9 protein-coding genes and 1 pseudogene are annotated in these 19,431 nt (G+C 42.0%); 3 read left to right on the forward strand and 7 right to left on the reverse strand.

Annotated elements, in window-relative coordinates:
• Positions 1–108: 108 nt before the first annotated feature.
• The 3 genes from rtxH (at position 109) to rtxA (ending at position 13,196) form a co-directional block, all read left to right on the forward strand.
• Entirely contained in the window at positions 109–465 is a 357-nt protein-coding gene (rtxH, locus tag C5469_RS17960) for a protein RtxH (RefSeq protein ID WP_166309566.1), read from the forward strand.
• Positions 466–486: 21 nt separating this feature from the next.
• Positions 487–948, forward strand: coding sequence for an RTX toxin-activating lysine-acyltransferase RtxC (gene rtxC / locus C5469_RS17965; RefSeq protein ID WP_166309568.1), 462 nt, complete (start codon positions 487–489; stop codon positions 946–948).
• A gap of 914 nt (positions 949–1,862) precedes the next feature.
• The gene (gene rtxA, locus C5469_RS17970; protein WP_166309570.1) at positions 1,863–13,196 is read left to right on the forward strand and encodes an MARTX multifunctional-autoprocessing repeats-in-toxin holotoxin RtxA; all 11,334 of its coding nucleotides are present in this window, start codon (positions 1,863–1,865) and stop codon (positions 13,194–13,196) included.
• A gap of 444 nt (positions 13,197–13,640) precedes the next feature.
• Here rtxA and C5469_RS17975 read toward each other — a convergent pair whose 3' ends face one another.
• The 7 genes and pseudogenes from C5469_RS17975 to C5469_RS18005 form a co-directional block, all read right to left on the reverse strand.
• Entirely contained in the window at positions 13,641–14,069 is a 429-nt protein-coding gene (locus C5469_RS17975) for a hypothetical protein (protein WP_166309572.1), read from the reverse strand.
• A 5-nt stretch (positions 14,070–14,074) separates the two neighbouring features.
• A complete protein-coding gene (locus tag C5469_RS17980; protein ID WP_054476758.1) occupies positions 14,075–14,611 on the reverse strand; it encodes a LemA family protein in 537 nt (178 codons plus the stop codon).
• 10 nt (positions 14,612–14,621) lie between these two features.
• Positions 14,622–15,674, reverse strand: coding sequence for a hypothetical protein (locus tag C5469_RS17985; protein ID WP_166309574.1), 1,053 nt, complete (start codon positions 15,672–15,674; stop codon positions 14,622–14,624).
• A gap of 36 nt (positions 15,675–15,710) precedes the next feature.
• Positions 15,711–16,268: a LemA family protein gene (locus C5469_RS17990; RefSeq protein WP_166309576.1), complete on the reverse strand. Its 558-nt coding sequence runs from the start codon at positions 16,266–16,268 to the stop codon at positions 15,711–15,713.
• 287 nt (positions 16,269–16,555) lie between these two features.
• A pseudogene (locus C5469_RS17995) lies at positions 16,556–16,790 on the reverse strand (IS4 family transposase); the annotation flags it as partial.
• A 196-nt stretch (positions 16,791–16,986) separates the two neighbouring features.
• The gene (locus tag C5469_RS18000; RefSeq protein WP_166309578.1) at positions 16,987–18,198 is read right to left on the reverse strand and encodes an MFS transporter; all 1,212 of its coding nucleotides are present in this window, start codon (positions 18,196–18,198) and stop codon (positions 16,987–16,989) included.
• A 326-nt stretch (positions 18,199–18,524) separates the two neighbouring features.
• Entirely contained in the window at positions 18,525–19,427 is a 903-nt protein-coding gene (locus C5469_RS18005; protein ID WP_166309580.1) for an isopenicillin N synthase family oxygenase, read from the reverse strand.
• Between the last annotated feature and the right edge of the window lie 4 nt (positions 19,428–19,431).

Below are 19,431 nucleotides of genomic sequence, written 5' to 3' on the forward strand. Positions count from 1 at the left end.
AAGCATTTATAGCTAGATAAATTCATAATATCTTTGTATTTAATGCTTTCACTGTTGTACGTATTGTACAATCTTATTAATAAGTTGTTTGTTTTTTGGTAAATAAATATGTCTGAAAAATTTGTACAAACTGTCTCTAGCGTCAATTATAACAAGGGCATTTTCTCTCTTTATTTTGTTGGTCAGGAATCCAATCGTATGGCGAATGGAGTAATGGCGGAAAATGACAATGAACTTGAATTAAAACAAGTTATTCATATGCCAGCATCGGGATTTATGTATATGGTTTCGATGGTTAAAAATATGTTGGAAGATCCACGCATGGAGGCTGAATTTGATAAATTGATAGCGGCGGGGTTTTTACCGGCGCCGCAATTGCCGGAAGAACAGATTACATCAGAAGCTGAAGTTATGGTGGAAGAACCTGCTAATGCGAAGAAACGCGCAGCTAAAAACGAAAAATAACATCTGATGGTTGAATAACGCATGGCGATTATACATCAGCCAGTGAAATTGAATACCGCAGAAATACAGGCAATGATCGGAGGAGTGATGCTATTGAGCCAGCATTCTCCTCTTCATCGCAGATATTTGGTGTCTGAATGGCAGCAGCGTATTTTGCCTGCATTTGAACTCAATCAGTTTTGCTACTATGAAGATGAACATGGGCGCCCTATTGCTTTCTGTAATTGGGCTTTTTTGTCTGAACAAAATCGGGAAGAGCTGCTTGCGGGAGAAAGAGAGCTTACTCATACGGATTGGCGTTCAGGTCCATATATCTTTTTTCCCGAAATGATTGCGCCTTTTGGTCATGGGCGTGAAGTTGCCAGAGATTTACGCCGCCGTGTCTTTTTGCCATGGAAAGGCCAGAAGGCTTGTACTGTCCGCGGAAAACTTGATGCTCAAAATAACCGTTGTATCCGTCAGGTACAGTGGTTCTTTGTTTAATTTCAGTATTATTTAATAATAAAAAGTGGCTCATTGAAAAGTGGGTCATTTCTCTATGCAGGTTTAACTGTCTTGGTTGGGGGTGTTCAATCAGAATTTTCTTACAGGGTATAGTCGATTCGTGTCCTTTTCGGCTCAAAGAGTGGAATGGAAAATTCTCTATTAAGAAGTCGAAATTAGATGAAACCAAAATGCCGATACATACAATGCGGTTTACATCATTACCCCAGACAATGAACAGTTTTGTTCCGGTGGTAGGTAGTAATAATTTTATTGGTCATTATTATTTCCTACTAAAATAGTAGGAAATAATAATCTGATTTACTTATATTGTTTTAATGGTTATAATACTCAATGTTTTAATGATAATGGAATGAAATAATTGATTTTAATTAATGGAGATTATGTTTTAGTTTATTCGTTACTTTATTACATCTCCTGCTTTTCCTATATTTTCGTGGAAAAATACATCCGCGTTAAATATCTTTTTTAATTTTTCCTTTATCTCAATCAATAGGTTTTTTAAAGGTGTTTATAGATGTTTCAGTTTGAAATTTTTCTGAATTTGATGTTTTTCTTGTTATGCACGATTTATTAATAAACCATTTTTGGGATAAAGGTATATCTAAGAAATTCGTGTAAACAATCTCTAATATTAATGATAATAACGGGTGTCTTTTCTCTTTGTTTAATTAAACAGGGATAAAACTTTATAGAGAATAGAATGATAATAATCATGAATTAAACAAGTTGTTTAAAGTATATCTGATTGATTTTTAATTAATATTTTGACTATTAAAAGGTCTGAGGGTTTGCACTATTTTATAAGAAATTGAATATTTAAAACAACCGCTACATTCGTTAGGTGCAGTGGTTTTTGGCTTAACTTCAACGATAAATTAAAGGACTAATTGATGGGGAAATCATCAAATAGAAGTACAGAGTACTTCTTTACTGGGAAATATTACGACGATAATAACGGCAACAGTATTACTGCTATTGGTGTTGGTGGTGAAGTTTATGCTTATGGCGGAGATGATGATGTTATTGTTGGTTCATTAAAGGTCGATGTATACCATACGAATGGTGAACTTTCGGTAAAAGGAGCTTCAGGTTATACCGGTATTCGTAAAACGGGAAATGGCGGCCTGTCATTTGCCGGGGCAGCCGGTGCGGCTTTTATTGATCACATAGGTGAAACGGGAAATTTATATTATTCGGGTGTTGCTGGTTATAACAAATTGGCTCGTAAAGGTTTATCTGGTGATACCAGTTTTAAAGGTGCTGGTGGATATAATCAGTTATGGCATGAAACTGATCAGGGAAATGTCTATTTTGTCGGCGCAGGAGCTGCTAACGAAATTGACCGTACCTGGTTTAACCATTATCAAGGCACTCAAGGGGATGTGACATTTAATGGCGCCGGTGCTGCAAATAGTATCGATTCGCGAGTAGAAAGTGGTGATATAACTTTGAATGGTATTGGCGCTGATAATCATATTGTGCGTAAAGGCAGAGAAGGCAACATTACCTTAAATGGAGCGGGGGCATCAAACCGAATTGAGCGTATACGCCATAGTGAAGATGTGTATGAACAGACACAGGGTAATATTACTTTTGAAGGTGCGGGGGGTTATAACAAACTCTATTCTGATGTTGCTCAGGGTAATATCCATTTTACTGGTGCAGGGGCTTATAACGAAATTACCCGAACCGGTGTGAAAAATGAAATAGAATTTGCTCAGGCTAAAGATATTATCATGACATCGGCAACAGTGGAGGGGCGCTGGATTGAGCAATCTCAGCAAGTTACAGCGATTAAATCCACCATAGAGCCAGATACTTATCTTTTTGCATTTGCTGATGAAGTTAATACCAAAGTTGTTGCTGTGCGGCTTCAGAATAATCCTGATACCGGTGAGCTCCGTTATTACTCCACTTCTTGGTATAAGAAAGGTCACCATCTTAAGAACTTGGCAGCGGAAAATATCTCTGTAAACAACGGATTTTTTCCGATTAAATACGAAGGGGCTATCACTCTCTCTAATATTAACCTTATATATCGACAAAAAACCACGATACAGAGTGTTGAGGAAGCATTATTAACAGATAAATGGGTGACTTATGCTGGTGGTATGAATGTTAAAGCAGAAGATGTCACACTGAATGATGCCAAAATGGGCGGATATGCAATTGGTTCAGATGGTTTTAAAGTCGATGTTTCCGCTGTTAAATCGAACGTTCAACCGAATACTTATGTATATGCGGCATTTCTGGAACCCTATACCAAAGTGGTTGCGGTTAAGCTGAAAAATGATCCTGAAACAGGAAAGCTGAAATATATTGCGAGAGCTTGGTATAAAAAGGGTAACCATACAGATCGTTTAGTAAATGAAACGTTTTCCTATCCTCATGGCTACAAATCAATAGGTGCTGGCTATACCTTAAGTCAGCTTCATTATGATCTAAATGTAAAACACGATGTCACTGATTCTTTGACTAATCTTGAAGGTTATTCTGAGCAAGATCTTATCAAATTATCAAGAACTGGTGGTAATAGTGCTGGTGATATTTATTTCAACGGTGTAGGTGGTGGAAACATTATTATATCCAATGTGACGCACGGTAATATTAATTTCACCGGAGCGGGTGCGGCTAACATTATTCTGCACAATTCAACATTTGGTAATACGCATTTTGAAGGCGCTGGTGCCGCCAACGTGATCGTAAAAAGTGGTGAAGAGGGTGATCTGACATTCCGTGGTGCTGGCTTAGGAAATGTGCTTGTTCACCAAAGCCAGAATGGAGAAATGGATATTGACGCTGGTGGTGCAGCAAATGTTCTCGTGCGGGTCGGGGATGGGCGATATCTGGCTCATCTTCTGGCTTATGGCAATATTTCAATTCACAAAGGCAACGGTAACAGCCGAGTACTGATGTTGGGGGGATACAACACTCATACCCAAATAGGTGATGGTAGCGCGGATTGGTCCGGGGTGGGCGGTTTTAACGTTATCACCCAGGCAGGAAAAGGCAATATTTCCTCAGTATTTTTGGGCGGCGCTAACGTACTGACTAAGCTCGGCGCGGGTGATCTGGTTTCCGGTATGCTCGGCGGTGCCAACATTATCACGCATCTCAGTGATGAGACTGAAACGTCGAACACCACAGCAATAGCGTTGGGCGGAGCCAATATCCTGACTAAAAAAGGGAAAGGTAATGCACTGGCGATAATGGTTGGTGGTACAAACGTTCTCACACATGTTGGTGACGGTAATACAACGGGCATTATGCTAGGTGGTGCAAATATCTTGACCAAAGTCGGACAGGGTGACACGACCGGCATCTTGTTCGGCATTGGCAACGTATTTACCCATGTTGGTGGTGGCTTGACATTGGGCGTAATGGCAGCGGCAGGCAATATCTTCACCAAAGTCGGGGATGGGGCATCTATCGCCGCCATGGTTGGCGTGGGCAACCTCTTTACCCATGTTGGCAAGGGTGATGCGTGGGCGTTGATGGGCGGTGCAGTAAACATCTTTACCAAAGTGGGTGATGGTAATGCGCTGGCACTGATGATAGCGGCTGGCAACGTGTTCACCCATATTGGGGATGGCACAAGTGTTGCCCTGATGCTGGCAAAAGGCAATATCGCGACCAAAGTGGGTAACGGCATAACTCTGTCAGTGATGATTGGCAAAGCCAATGTGTTTACTCATGTGGGTGATGGCAATACCTTTGCTGCCATGATCGGAGGTGCCAATATGCTGACTAAAGTTGGTAATGACATGACTGCCGCCTTAATGATGGGTAAAGCCAATATCTATTCGCATGTGGGTAATGGTACCAGTATTGGCTTGTTCGCCGGTGAACTGAACGTGATGACCAAAGTCGGTGAAGGGACAACACTGGCGGCAATGTTTGGCAAAGCCAACATCATGACCCATGCAGGTAATGGTTTAACCGGTGTCTTAGCGCTGGGTGAAGCGAATATTGTCACTAAAGTGGGTGATGATTTTATGGGAATCGTTGCTGCGGCGAAAGCGAATATCATTACGCATGTCGGCGACGCAACAACTGCTGGCGTACTGCTTGGCAAGGGCAATATTCTGACCAAAGTGGGGAATGGTACGACAGTTGGCCTGCTTGTTTCCGATGTGGGTAACGTGATGACCCATGTTGGAAAGGGGACGACGGTGGGGTTTGCCAAAGGTAAAGCCAATATTATTACCAAAGTTGGAGATGGCACTGGGATTAATGCTGTCTGGGGAGAGGCTAATATCCTGACACAAGTGGGAAATGGCGACCGTTACAACTTCGCGAAAGGTAAAGCAAACATTATTACCAAAGTGGGAGATAAGCAGGAAGTCACGGTCGTTCAGGGTGCTGCTAATATCATTACTCATGTCGGTAATGGTGATGATTACACTGGAGCTTGGGGCGAAGCCAACGTGATCACTAAAGTGGGAGAAGGCCGCAATGTGGTGCTGGCTAAAGGCAAGGCTAATATTGTTACTCAGGTAGGTAAGGGCGACAGTTTTAACGCCTTATGGAGTGAAGGCAATATCGTCACCAAAGTGGGCGACGGTATGCAGGTGACGGCGGCAAAAGGGAAAGCTAACGTTACCACGACAGTAGGCAATGGCTTAAATGTAACCGCTGCTCATGGTGACGCTAACATTAACACCCATGTAGGTAATGGTGTTTCGGTTAACGTGGCGTGGGGGAAATATAACGTCAATACCAAAGTTGGGGATGGCCTTAATATTGCAGTTATGAAAGGCAAAGGTAATGCCAATATCCATGTTGGAGATGGTCTGGGTATTAATGCCTCTTATGCACGTAATAACGTAGCGGTTAAGATCGGTAACGGTGATTTTTACAGTTTTTCTGTGGCAGAAAGCAATAAACTCCCTTCCCTTTTTGAGAATATCAAACAAACGGCATTGGGTGTGGGGGGCAGTCAGGCAATCAACTATCTGGTTCAGGGTGATGAAGTTAACACGTCTGGGACACATAAAGGCAGAGGCGCGATTAATTTAGCGGAAGTTTCTGCTATTGATGGCTTTCAGATGGATGAAATTGCGCCGGTAAGTTCAGATTTAAACCATCGTCTCAATGGGACTGTAACAGCCGTGGAGACGCCTGATGTGAGTTCAATAGAAAGTGCTTTGAATCGAAAAACACGATCTATATCAGATCAGAATGAAAATCTGATCGTCAATGGTGACTTTGAACAGGGTGAGTTGGGTTGGCAATCAACCAATGATATAGAGGCATATAGCCCGGCGAGTGCTTATGGTCTTGATAATACTGGTGATGATGAACGAGTCAGTAAATTTGATGTTGATAAAAACACCGTAATTTGGCAGGAATTACAAAATTTGTCTGAAGGCGAAGTGATTTCACTGACTTTTGATTTTGTGAGTCATTCAGAAATGATGGGCAATGATCTGAATAACAACGGAATGACTGTGTTGTGGAATGGTAAGCCTGTATTCTCAGTTTCTGGGCAGCGAACTATATGGCACACCCAAAAACTCGATTTAATGGCAGAAGCGGGTACTAATCGGATTGAATTTAAAGGTACAGGCCAGGATGATGGATTTAGTTACATCTTAGACAATATCGTTGTGAAATCTGAGACGTCACTGATTGTCAATGATGACTTTAAGCAAAGTAAGTTGGATTGGCAAAATGATATTGCGGCATATAGCCCAGTGAATGCTGATGGCCCGAATAATACCGGTTATGGCGAACGAGTCTGTGAACTTGATGTTGATGGAAACACTACTATTTACCAAGACCTGCAAAATTTATGCGAAGGAGAAGTGATTTCGCTGAGTTTTGATTTTGCCAATCGTCCCGATGCGTATTCAGCCGACAATGGTATGGATATTTTCTGGAACGGCAAACTTGTATTCTCGACTTTTGGGGACGCCGCGGGATGGCAAAATAAAACACTAGAGCTGATAGCAAAGGCAGGCAGTAATCGAATTGAGTTTAAAGGAACCGGTTTGAATGATGGCATAGGCTATATTGTGGATAACATTATTGCGAAATCTGAGAATCCACGAGAAACCAATGTTGTTACCGAACATGTGAAACAAGATAAAGCGGTGCAAAATGCGTTAAGCGATAAAGAAAAAGCGGAAAAAGATCGCCAACTACTGGAACAGGAAAAAGAGAAACAACTGGCAGCCATTGCAAAATCGCAATCCCAATTAGAATTAATGGATCAGGCAGCGCTTAACCAAAGTGGGCTGATACAGCGTAATGCGATAGAAGCAGAAGCACAGGCGGAGACTGACAAACTGATTTCCATGACGCAAGGTTTGGATGTACTTGATAACTATGCCAATTATAGAGGCCAATCAGGTAACCCGTGGCGCAATCAGTTTGCTACCAGATTCTTGAACCATGTCCAGGATGAGTTGAATGACACCAAATTTATTACCCAGAAAAAATTAGCTAATGCTCAACAGCTTATTACGGATAACCAACAACAAATAAAAGAAGCGGTTACGAAATCAGAGATTGGGGTAGCACAAAGTGAGCAGCATCGTACCAGTGTAAAACAAGATATTGCAGAGGCTCAGGAAAAGGCGGAATTAAGGAAAATAGAGGCGTTATTGCAACAACAGCAAGCCAAAGACGCGGAAAATGACGCAAATATCGCCTATCAGAAGGCAGAATATCGGGGTAAACGTGATATTGCTGCGGCTGCAAGTAAGATTGCTCAAGTACAGGCAGATGCTAAAGGGGCAAAACAGAGTGATTCCAGACCTGATCGTACCGGTGCCGGAGGTAGTGGTTTGTCTGGCAAAGCCTACGAATCGACAGGAGCAGGGGAAACAAGTAGTTATATTGATCCCGAATTAATACCGGAAGCTGAAAAAAAATTCTACAAGGGATTGACCGAAGAAGAGCTACAAAGGTTGGCTGATGCTAAACAAGCGGTTGATCGACTACAGATAAATGCCGGTATTCGCGCAGAAAATACCAGCGTTTTAACGACTTCAAAATTTGCCAAAGTGCAATCTGACAACATGGTGATGCCAACTTCGAACACATCAGGTGAGTTTGTCAGAAAACCTCAAAAGATCTCAGGTATTAATCTGGCATCGTTGGGGGATGATCTTAAGGTGGAGCAGCATAATTCCGCTATATTTGACAATGCAAAATTTAATTTATTGAAAGAGGGAAATAAGCTATTTATCAACCCTCATGTACGAACATTAGGGCGGAAAAGGCAACTGAGTAAAGCGCTGACGGCTGTGCGGGATATTTTCTATAAAACGATGAGCCATTTTGATGAAGAGCATGTGATGCAGTTTGAACAGGCACTTTCTCATTGGCAACAGCGTAACCCAAAGGAATTTGCTCTGCGTATCAGTCAAGTGAACTTAATACGTTTTAGGATGGGCCGGATGATGGAGCATTTGCAGGCCCAGCGCGCCGAATCCGTCGGTGTCCTTGGGATCACGGTAGAGCCTCAACATGCTGAACAACTTAATCAACGAGTCATATTTGATGGAACCGGACGTATTGTCGGTTTGCAAGGTAGTGTCACCCAAGACGAAATCAATCAACTTGTTAAATGGAAAATTACACCTTTAACTCGAAAGAACTCGACTGCTGAACGGGAGGCACCTAAGACCGAAAGTGAAAGCCTCATTGTTTTCATGAGCCGATTGGAAGCCGCGAATATCCCGGAAGCGGGGCCTTTGATTGAACGCGCCAGGGAGCTCTGGCTCACCGGGCAAGTCACATCTCAAGAAACCATCCGGTTATTTCATGATGCTGCCAGCCAATTACAGTCATACCCTGAATTACATGGTTTGGTATTGTCATTACAAGCTGACGCTCACAGAGAAAAATCGACTACCCAATATATTGACAACTTATTTGGCCGTCGTTTTGATTCTGAATTGGCCCATACGTTGGTGAAAACTGCGTCACCGGAGGTGATAGCCACCTCCAGACGGATAGGTCAGTTTTTGGTGCAGGAGTTTGAGTTGTATATGCAAAGTATTTCTGGCTCAACCGTAGGTGACGGACAGATTGCTATCAAGATGCAAGCTTTTGCCGAAAAAATTAAAAAGGATATTCGTCCTTGGTTCAGTCGGGTGCCTGAACTGACCACATTCCTGCAAAAACCGACCTTTGATAATTTTAAGATCATGATGACCAAGGTAGATAACGGCTTTGAAATGATCAAAATTCCGTTTCTGGCGGTAAAAATGTCGAACACTGATGGTATGGGGTTACATTTATCTCAATGGAAGGCAGAAGCGGATATTTTCTATCGGGATGAGATCTATAAGGCGCGCTCCACCAGTAGTAAGTTAACGAATATGGCTGATGTTACCTACAAAGTGAAGTTATCTGAACAGCAAACTAATGATTATGGCATTGCACTGCCCTACCAGCCATCCGGTGATCAATATGAAGATTTCCTATATGGCAGAAAGGTTGCAGCGGGCAGAGTGCTGACACCTGGACAGGAAACAACGCTTGAGCGTAATGCTCTGGCACAAGGGCATTCCGTGGTGACGGGAGCCTCTGGATCAACCAATATCATGGTTCATCTCAATAACTATATTGCTAGTCAAGATCCCACTTTCTCGCAAGAGCAGGCATACCTTAATACTTTGGTGTTCTTGGTATTTGATGGAGGTCATTCCGTTAATGAGAGTTTGGTAGTCTACAAAGCGTTGCAGGAGACCGGTGATGAGCGCAAGCAGGTACTGCAAAATTATACGGCCAGTTATATGGACCTGATGGATATTGCTGGAGGTAAAGGAAAACCGTGGATAAATCAGGCATTAGATAGTGCTTTTGAGAAAACTCAGCATCTTTATCGAGAAAATACTCCAGAGAGAGAACAGGGCAGCTCTTCGGTGGAAGCATTGCAGGCGTTATCGGGCAAAAATAAAACATCAGAGTTAGTCTCCGATTATCAACATAAAAATCGGGATACGGTAAAGAACTCGCTGCAAAAGAGTGGTGATCATAAGACGCGCTTTGATAGTCAGCTCATCATTCAGATGGAAAATGACCCGATTGTAGAAAAGGCAGCACTCAATCTGGCGGGTAAACACCCGGATTCCAGCGTGGTTGTTAAACTCGATTCTGACGGCAAATATCATGTCATTTACGGTGATCCTGACAGCTTATCAGGTAAGTTACGTTGGCAGATTGTCGGTCATGGCCGTGATGAATCGGAGCACAATAACATGCGCTTAAGTGGTCACAGTGCCGATGAATTGGCAATAAAACTGAAACAGTTCAGTCAGAACTTTGAGCCGGCAGGTAAACCTGATCGTATCAGCATTGTGGGTTGTTCACTAATTAGTGATGATAAGCGGAATGGCTTTGCCTATCGTTTTATTACCGCCTTAGATAAACAGGGCATCCGTAGTGATGTTTCAGCGCGTCGTAGTGAAGTGGCCGTTGATGCAACGGGCCGTAAATTTACCCGCGATAAAAATAATCAGTGGGTTAACAAATTGGATGATAACAAACTGGTATTGCGCTGGAATGAACAGGGTGAACTGATGACGACGACAGAAAAATTGCGTCGTGGTGTGGCTGAAAGCGATATCAACCTCGCTAGGGTGGGGTACACAGACGCTGATTCAGTCACCAAAGGGGCAATTGCGGATAATCATCATATTTTCACCGCGCCAGGGAAGCGCAAAAACAGAATAGAGATCAGTTCCAACCCTCAATCGGATAAGCCGCTGAGTTACACCGGTAATATACAGGTAAATGTGGGTGACGGTGAGTTTACTGCGGTCAACTGGGGAACATCAAACGTGGGTATCAAAGTGGGTACCGGCGGTTTTAAATCGCTGGCCTTCGGTGATAACAATGTGATGGTGCACATCGGTGATGGTGACAGTAAGCACAGCGTTAATCTTGGCGGCTATCAAGCACTTGAAGGGGCGCAGATGTTTATTGGTAATCGTAACGTCAGCTTTAACAGGGGACGCAGTAATGACCTGATTGTCATGATGGATAAATCCATCCCTACGCCACCGTTAGTTAATCCATTTGATGGTGCGGTTCGTATTACTGGTGTACTGAAGTCTATCGCTCGTTCCGGCGAAGAGGGAAACTGGTTGACGGCGCAAGAGCGGCAGTGGACGCTATCTGGTGCGAAGAAATTTGTGCAAGACATATCTGGTTTAGACCAAACCAGCAGTGTTGACTACAAAACGTTAGTTGATCTGGATTCGCAGCATGAACGCAGTAGCCGTGGTTTGAAAAGTGACACGGAAGCAGCATTGAATAAGAAATACCACCAATGGTTAAGTAGCAACGGCAACAATACTGAAACGGGCAAAATAAGCCGTGCGGGTAAATTCCGTCAGGCCAATGAAAAATTAGCCTTCAATTTTGCGGTAGGTGGTCAGGGAGCGGATATTCAGGTCACAACAGGTAGCTGGAACTTTATGTTCGGTGACCATATTCAATCGATTCTGGATACCAACTTGGGTTCACTGTTTGGTTTAATGACTCAGCAATCCTCGACAACGGGTATGGCAAGGACAACATTTACCTACACGCCACAAGACTTACCGCGTCAGCTTAAGAACAAACTGCTTGGTCGGTTAGCCAGCGTGAATGCAGATACCACTTTAGCGGATATTTTTGCTGTGGATTACACCCCGGAGGGACAAATTGTTTCCCGTACTGGCGAACCCGTTGATGGTAAGGCTATTTTGCAAGAGATGCTGGAAGTTATTAACAAGTTTGGTGGTGATCAACTACGTGCTTTCACTGATCCAGATAAATTGATTGATAATTTGAAACAGAACGCCGATATGAGTGCAGATAGTGTTGAATCATTTTTTGTCAGCCATGGGTTGAAAGAGAAAGCGCCTGATGAAAATCGGGAAAAGAGTGTGCCGGCTGCTATCAACAGTGGGAATCTTCAGACTAATAACCAACCAGAGCATGCACTTGGCTTTAACTCGCTGAACTTACCTAACTTGTTCACGACGATATTCAGCAAAGACAAACAACAAGAGATGCAGTCATTAGTGACCAATCTGAAAGAGAATCTAACCGCAGATCTACTTAATATAGAGCAGAAAACGTTTGATTTCTTGCGTAACAGCGGTCATCTGCAAGGGGATAGCGATATCCATGTCTCGTTGGGGAACTATAACTTCAACTGGGGCGGTGACGGTAAAGATCTCGGTGCTTATCTGGGCGATAACAACAACTTCTGGGGAGGTCGTGGTGATGATGTTTATTACTCAATCGGCACCTCCAACATCTTTACCGGTGGTGAAGGTAATGATCTTGGCGTCCTGATGGGACGTGAAAACTGGATGTTTGGCGGTAAGGGTGATGATACCGCCGTGGTCGCCGGGCGCATTAACCAGGTCTTTATGGGCGAAGGTAATGATCAATCCTTTGTCTTTGGTGAAGGTGGTTTTATTGATGCCGGTAACGGACAGGACTATGTCGTCACCTCCGGTAACTATAACCGGGTGGATACTGGTGAAGATCAGGACTATACGGTGACCATCGGCAATAACAACCGGGTTGAGCTAGGTAAAGGCAATGACTTTGCCAGAGTATTTGGTAATGGCAACCGAATTGATGGCAACATGGGTGACGATGTCATTAAACTGATGGGCTACCATGCGGTGATCAATGGTGGAGGAGGTGATGATCATCTGATAGCAGCCACCATTTCGAAATTCAGCCAGTTTGACGGTGGTGATGGTCAAGATCTACTGGTTCTGGGGGGGTATCAGAACCGCTTCCAGGGTGGGGCAGGCGTAGACAGCTTTGTGGTCAGCGGTAAGGTGATTGACAGTCAGGTTGATGATATCAATGCAGAAGATATGATTGCCTTTAACGGAATTGATTGGCAAAACCTATGGTTCCAGCGCAGTGGATACGATTTAGTGTTATCAGTGAACCGTCGTACTCAGGATAAAACGGCCCGAGGACTCTTTGAATCGGTGGGTTCAGTCACCTTTAATGATTACTTTAATGGTAATCGTGCCAAGATGGTGATTCATATGGAGAATAAAGACTCTTCAGGGCAGCGTGAATTCACGGCCCTTTCTGATAATGCGGTTGATTCATTAATTCAGGCAATGAGCGGTTTTGCTCCGACAGCCGGTGATAATGGTTTTATTGAGAGTCTGGGTAGTAAGGCGAAAGCTGTCATTACAACAGCGTGGATGGATACCGTGATGGGAAAAGGAAAATTTGCCTGATTAATTTCGCTATAAGTAAGTAAAAAAGTTGTCGTAAAAGTAGATAGCATACTTAAAGGATAACCGTGTAATAGGTTGTTATTGAGTATGCTATTGAATCTCCCGTTCATTGAATATACCTGATTGGGTATAAATTAAAGCAGGATTGACTGCAATATTTGACGAGTTTGACGTTGAACTGAGGGAACGGAGTGACCGATAATTTTACACGTTTCTCTCGATGAGATTTGTTATTGCTCTCCTTATGGATATCCGTTGGTAAAAGCTGTGAAAAATGATAACCATAAATCTAAAGGGTAGGGAAAATATTACAAGATATTTATTTTAATATTCCCCCTAAATTCCCCCCAAGAAAACCAAACTATTATATGAAAATAACACCAACCTATTTAATATAATATATTTTGCTGATTGAAACCGTACTGTGATTAAATAAATATAAATTTATTTTTTCCGCTTTTTCTTCTTTTTCTTCACCTTGCTTTTCTTTTCAGTTTCAGTTTTAGTTTCGGTTTCCGGATGTCGCTGACGTATGGCTCCAAACTGTCCAGCCAGTTTAAGCACCGCTTTTTTATTGATAAACCAAAAAGACAGACAGGCTGTCTGGACAACAACTAGGCTCCAAAACAGGCGGATAATATCTTCTGTGAAGGTTAAATAGATAACAACGACACAGAGTAAATTGATAAAGACAGAGGTTAATAAACTGATAGCCAGTGTTTGAATAACCTGGCTAATTCCCCGCGTATAGATAAAGGGACTTAGGCAGAGTATCATACCTATAGGGCCAAAAATCGCAATGGTTATTAAAATACCGTGGTTACTACGGATAGCATCAACAAATCCGAATAAATCAAATGGAATGGTAAACATGGACTTTATCCTTGCATAGGTTTCAGCATCGAACTGGGTTTATATCTTAATATCCGGGCAAAAATTATATTGGGAAACTGCCTGATACCCATATTGTAAAGGGCAACGCTTTTATTAAAGAATTCACGTCTGTCTGCAATCTGATTTTCCAGCAGAGTAATCTGCGCTTGCAAATGTTGAAAAGTCGGTTGACTGATTAGGGTCGGATAATTCTCTGCCAGCATCAGCAATAACGACAACTGATGTTCTAATGCATTACCTATCTTCACTTTTTCATCGATTATTTTTGTACCGAGATAATTTTTCCTGACTGCTGATAGTTGCAGAAAGAATGATTTTTCATGGATCATTGCCTGTTCCGCGATTGTGATAAGCTGTGGAATTAAATCAGCCTGCTTTTTCAGTAAAACATCAATATTAGCGAATGCTTTATCCCGGTATTTTTTTAGCATAACAATTTTATTAAAAATCCCCAGGAGATAACGAACCGTGACAAGCAGAATAATGGCTAGAATAAGAAAAGAGAGAATATATTTATCCATTACTATATCTCTAAAATAACCATTGCAATAACGGAGATTCACGATAAAAAACCGTTAAATGATGAGAGTGATATTTATAGGGAACAGTCAGAATAAAGGCAATTAATATTGCTGCACTAATGACGGTAATCGCAAGATTACGGCGCATTGGTGCAACTTCATTCCAGGTTTCTAAATATCTCGTCGAAGTAATCCCCAGTAATTGATGAGGAGCGGTCTGAGTAATAACAACCTGATCGTCTTTTTCAACCGCTGTACCAATAATGAGATATTCTTCATCTGGAAATAACAGGTATTCTTGGTAAGATATGGAATTGGTTTCATAATTCTGATAAGGAGAAAAATTCACAAATGTCAGCGTCTCTGGTGTTGCCTCAATACGGACTGATCCTGAATCATCGGTTAAAGTGAACTGACTGATTTTTTCTTCCGAATGGCGCAGAGAATAACGTTTGCTGCCTTCAGAATCCCTGCTGACATCATATTCATAATAACGATAACCATAGCATAACTTTTTACTCAGTGGACTTTTGAATTGTTTTCCATTTGTTATTTTTCCTTCTATTTCCACCAGACCCATAGCGATTGAACGGATTTTTGATGTGGGTAAAATCTGTTGAAATTTAAGGAAGTTATTTTTCGGTGTTGTTTTCAGTCGGCTAGATATAAACAGTAGGACAAATAAACCAAATAAGGCATAGGGTGAAACAAAAAAGGCAATTAAGAAAATGACAAAAACCGACGAGCCTAAAATCACTTTCCAGGTTACCTTGCTGGCGGATTCACCAGACTGTCGGGCTTGTTTGTAACGTCTTGCGGCACTTTTTCCGAATGAAATGATGATTATCGGGATCATTATGGCAAGGATAAAAAGAAAGGTGCAAAAAAATATATAGAAAAATGACTTAAAAGGATCATCGAAATAGCAAACTGTGCTGGTAACGATCAATGCGGATAAAGGAATGGAAAGCCAGTGGAGGCGTTTAAATCCCACCACTTCTTTTAAAAGGAAGTAAATGAGATAGATTAATATGCAGGAGAAAGCAAAAATAAAAAAGGCCATGGTTCAAATTACCTATCACAGGATTTATCATCTGACTTATTTAAACTTGATGCCGTCATAGGCTTTTTCTTCCTGACGGATTTCTAATAAGGGTAGTTCCTGATAATGGAACATGCGGGCAAAAATCAGATCAGGAAATAGATAAATTGCCGTATTATACTCCGTTACTGCATCATTGAACATTTCACGACGATGAGCAGTTTTATTTTCTAGATCTGCCACTGCTGTTTGCAACTGTGAAAACTGGGAACCTGAAATCAGTGTCGGATAATTTTCGGCGATGGCGAGTACAGAGCGGAATGCGTTGGTCATTTCATTGGAAGCTTTGATTTTATCTGTGAGGGTATCGGCATTAAAATATCCCTGTCGTGCATCACTTAACCGAGTGAAAATATCACGTTCATGTTCCATGGACTTTTCCAGTAATGTCATAAGCTGCGGGATCTGTTCAGCACGCTGTTTTAAAATAACATCGATATTGGCAAATGTATTGTCTGTCTGTTTTTTCAAGGCAACCAGACGGTTATAAATTGTGATCCCCCAGCCGATAAGTCCTATAGCAATGACGGAGATAATAATGGTGGTTATTGTCATTTTTTTCACAAAGGTTCAGATATATATTATCCAGTTTAATTCATGGTGGATTGAATTATCAAGTGCAACGCTATGTTTATCTAACGTAACTCGTCAAAAATGACTTTTGACTGTTTAATTCCCAAAGTATTTTCGTGGCTTGCCGTTCAGTAATTATTGATATCGGGGATATGGAAGGATAATTTACCACGGGGTATGTGCCTTGGTAGTGACTAATCAATTGATAATTGAGGGAGAAGGGAATATTGGATAGCTGTTTTTGACATTTCCCAGAGACCCATTATCAGAAAAATATCAGGAATATCCCTATGGAGTGCTTCATTACCAAGTAGTCGGTCAACGCGTTTAATTTTATGTTTGACGTAAACATGTCCTGGTAAAAAAACGCCCAATACTGGTTAACGTAAGAGAAGCACCATTAATCAAAGCTATGGTGGCATCGATTAATGCATTCTGACGATATTTATGAAACGGCGCTAAGGAATCTTTGAAAAAGTTATGACAGACTTTACGTGCAGGCATAGCAGTGACCTTATTGACTTGGTGGAACAATCAGTAGATCACACAACGCTATGTCTGTCTATTTTCTGGGGATTCCTCAGCGCATAGCGGGTGGTTTTATGTTTAAGAAGCTGATGCTACTTAAACTGGCTAAAGCCACAATAACATTCCCCGCCTAATATATTAGGTGGGGAAATAAAGCCCGAGGGCAAAGCATTTATATCAAAGAGCTTGCTGAACTTTTGGAACGAGTCAGCCAGAAATCTAATATTGTCAATGAAATACCGATAACCAATCCTATCGATAACACAATCATGGCTGCGGGGGGACCTCCCTTTGCCAGTCCTATCATCGCTAATGGTACCAAGCTCAAAATGCCCAGATTATTGAACGTTTCTGCAAAGGCCAGAACCATACCTTTATTAGCACTTGCTCTTGTCACCAAAACCACTGTACTTGAAGGTGCTCCAGCACCAAGCGCAATTCCCCAAAATATCAAACACCCCAATGAGCCGAAGAGTGTAATTGGAACGAGCATAAAAACTGAGATCACACCAGTTAGTAGCAGACTGACAACGACTAAAGTCGCTTCTTCTCGACCGCAAAGCTTGCGAAGCCCACCAGCTGAGATATTCCCTATCCCCAGACCGGTGCCAAAGGCTATAACAGTCAAACCGATTTCGGTTGGGCCAAATCCGTACCGTTGACGTAAAACTTCTCCCGACAGAAGAAAAGCAGAGACACCGGCACCATTCCAGGCCCCTTTTGCAATGAGTGGCCTGACAATCGACCATTGCCGAAACCAGATTAATTGCCGGCTTATAAGCTCTTTTGACGCAATGTGCGTCGGAAGACAGTAAAACCCTGCGATAAATGTGACGGTGCAGCCAAGCGAGCTAAATAAAAATGGTGCTTGCCAACTAATGAGGTCAGTAAGTATTCCCGCTAAGGCTGGGCCAAATGCAATACCGAAAGTCATGCCAAGCATAACGACTCCCATTGCTCCAGCCTGGCAGTTATAAGGAACGATATCGGCGATCAAGGCAAATACTGTCGGTATGATGACCGCTGATGCTATACCGCCAAAAATCCGCAGTGCGACTGCGATTTCAAGCGTGGGTGCAAAAATGATAGCAAGACCATCTACGGCAAAAAACAATAAGGAACCTAGAAGTAATCTGCTCCGATTAACTCGATCTGAAAAATATCCGAGTACGGGGGCTGCCAGAGCATAGGAAAATGCATAACCAGACACTAGCCAGGATGCTCCGACGGTGGTCGTCTCAAAGGCTATTGCCAGAGGGGTAAGCATAGACGATAACATGAATTCGGTCGCACCGACGAGGAATATGGTGACTGAAAGGATAAATAAAAACGTATAGTTTGTATTCTGTCCTAAAGGTGATGGATATTGAGTTTTTCTGTTCATAAAATCAATTTAACTCCGTATGCATATAGGTTTATTTTATATATTTCTTGTGATAAAGCGTGATGAACCGGTAATGCAGAAAAGCTATTGTGAAAACGCAGAGGGAAGGGCGTGTTAAGCCAGTTTAGATAGGATAGTGGAAGTATTAGGTACTACGAAAGCTGATAGGGAAAGTGAGGGTAATAAAATTGTTAGTTAGTATACCGGACAAAAAAGCTAGCAAGAAATTACTTTGTGAGATTGGGTATTTGATGCTCTCTATCTGATTAGTTGGGTGTTAAATAAATTGTCACACCTAATATCTATAGAGAGCAAGCTGTAGTGGTCTAATAAAGCCCCTGAGTATGTTGTTCATATGTATTATGAAGAATTTTATTTAGAAATTCTTCAAAGCTTGTTTCAAGGACCAAGCCTTTGCCATACTTATAAGAGTATAAGCCTTCGCTGACATTTTTATCAAGGCTACTGTCAATGAAAAGCGCGTAGGAAAACCTGTCTACACCACTCTGTTCTCTCGGTTTTTGTTCAACTACACGGTGCGCCACTGCTGCTACAGGTATTGTGGCGTTTCGAGTTAAAATTTCCATTGCACAACCAAAGTTTACAATGAAAGTATCAGGGCGAGGGATGATTGGTAGCCATTCACCTTCTCTTAGTATTTCTAAGCCTGGCTCTAGTGAGCGTAATATTGTTACCCAACCGGAATCTTTATGTATATTGAGACCTCGTGAACGTATTGTCGGACGGAAGTGATTGAAAGTAAGATGGTAAGTACCAAGCCCTGATAGGCACCCTCCTGTGGCTTTATCCCACAATTTGGCAGGAATATCTAGTTGAGAAAGGGTAGCACGTAGTACCTCTAATCCGAACTCTTTCATCTGAATTGCTTGAGTAGCTAGAGAGAGTGGGAATACATTCTTCCAGAATTGATGTTCTAAAAAAAATTGTTCGACTTGATCTGCATTGCGTAGAAAATATCCTTCTCTCTCTGCAAGTTTATCGGCAGTCCAACTTTTGAAATCCCGATATGCATCATATGAATTCCCGGTTTTAGGTAGGTAGAAGTTTGTTGCAAACAGGTCTCCAGAAGATAGATTTAACGTATCTGGTGCTTTAATAAAGAAAAAACCATCTTTTACTGCACGGTTAAATCCATCGGTAGTGTCAAATAGAAGTCTTCCATTTTGTAGTTTAGCGGATGCCCATTCATATCTATTATTTATATTCATACTA

Origin of the sequence: Photorhabdus cinerea (assembly GCF_011189575.1) — a bacterium.
Classification (GTDB): Bacteria; Pseudomonadota; Gammaproteobacteria; order Enterobacterales; family Enterobacteriaceae; genus Photorhabdus; species Photorhabdus cinerea.

Coding starts and splice junctions, on each gene's coding strand:
- rtxH (WP_166309566.1), top strand. CDS start 109: ATGTCTGAAAAATTTGTACAAACTGTCTCTAGCGTCAATTATAACAAG.
- rtxC (WP_166309568.1), top strand. CDS start 487: ATGGCGATTATACATCAGCCAGTGAAATTGAATACCGCAGAAATACAG.
- rtxA (WP_166309570.1), top strand. CDS start 1,863: ATGGGGAAATCATCAAATAGAAGTACAGAGTACTTCTTTACTGGGAAA.
- C5469_RS17975 (WP_166309572.1), bottom strand. CDS start 14,069: ATGTTTACCATTCCATTTGATTTATTCGGATTTGTTGATGCTATCCGT.
- C5469_RS17980 (WP_054476758.1), bottom strand. CDS start 14,611: ATGGATAAATATATTCTCTCTTTTCTTATTCTAGCCATTATTCTGCTT.
- C5469_RS17985 (WP_166309574.1), bottom strand. CDS start 15,674: ATGGCCTTTTTTATTTTTGCTTTCTCCTGCATATTAATCTATCTCATT.
- C5469_RS17990 (WP_166309576.1), bottom strand. CDS start 16,268: ATGACAATAACCACCATTATTATCTCCGTCATTGCTATAGGACTTATC.
- C5469_RS18000 (WP_166309578.1), bottom strand. CDS start 18,198: ATGAACAGAAAAACTCAATATCCATCACCTTTAGGACAGAATACAAAC.
- C5469_RS18005 (WP_166309580.1), bottom strand. CDS start 19,427: ATGAATATAAATAATAGATATGAATGGGCATCCGCTAAACTACAAAAT.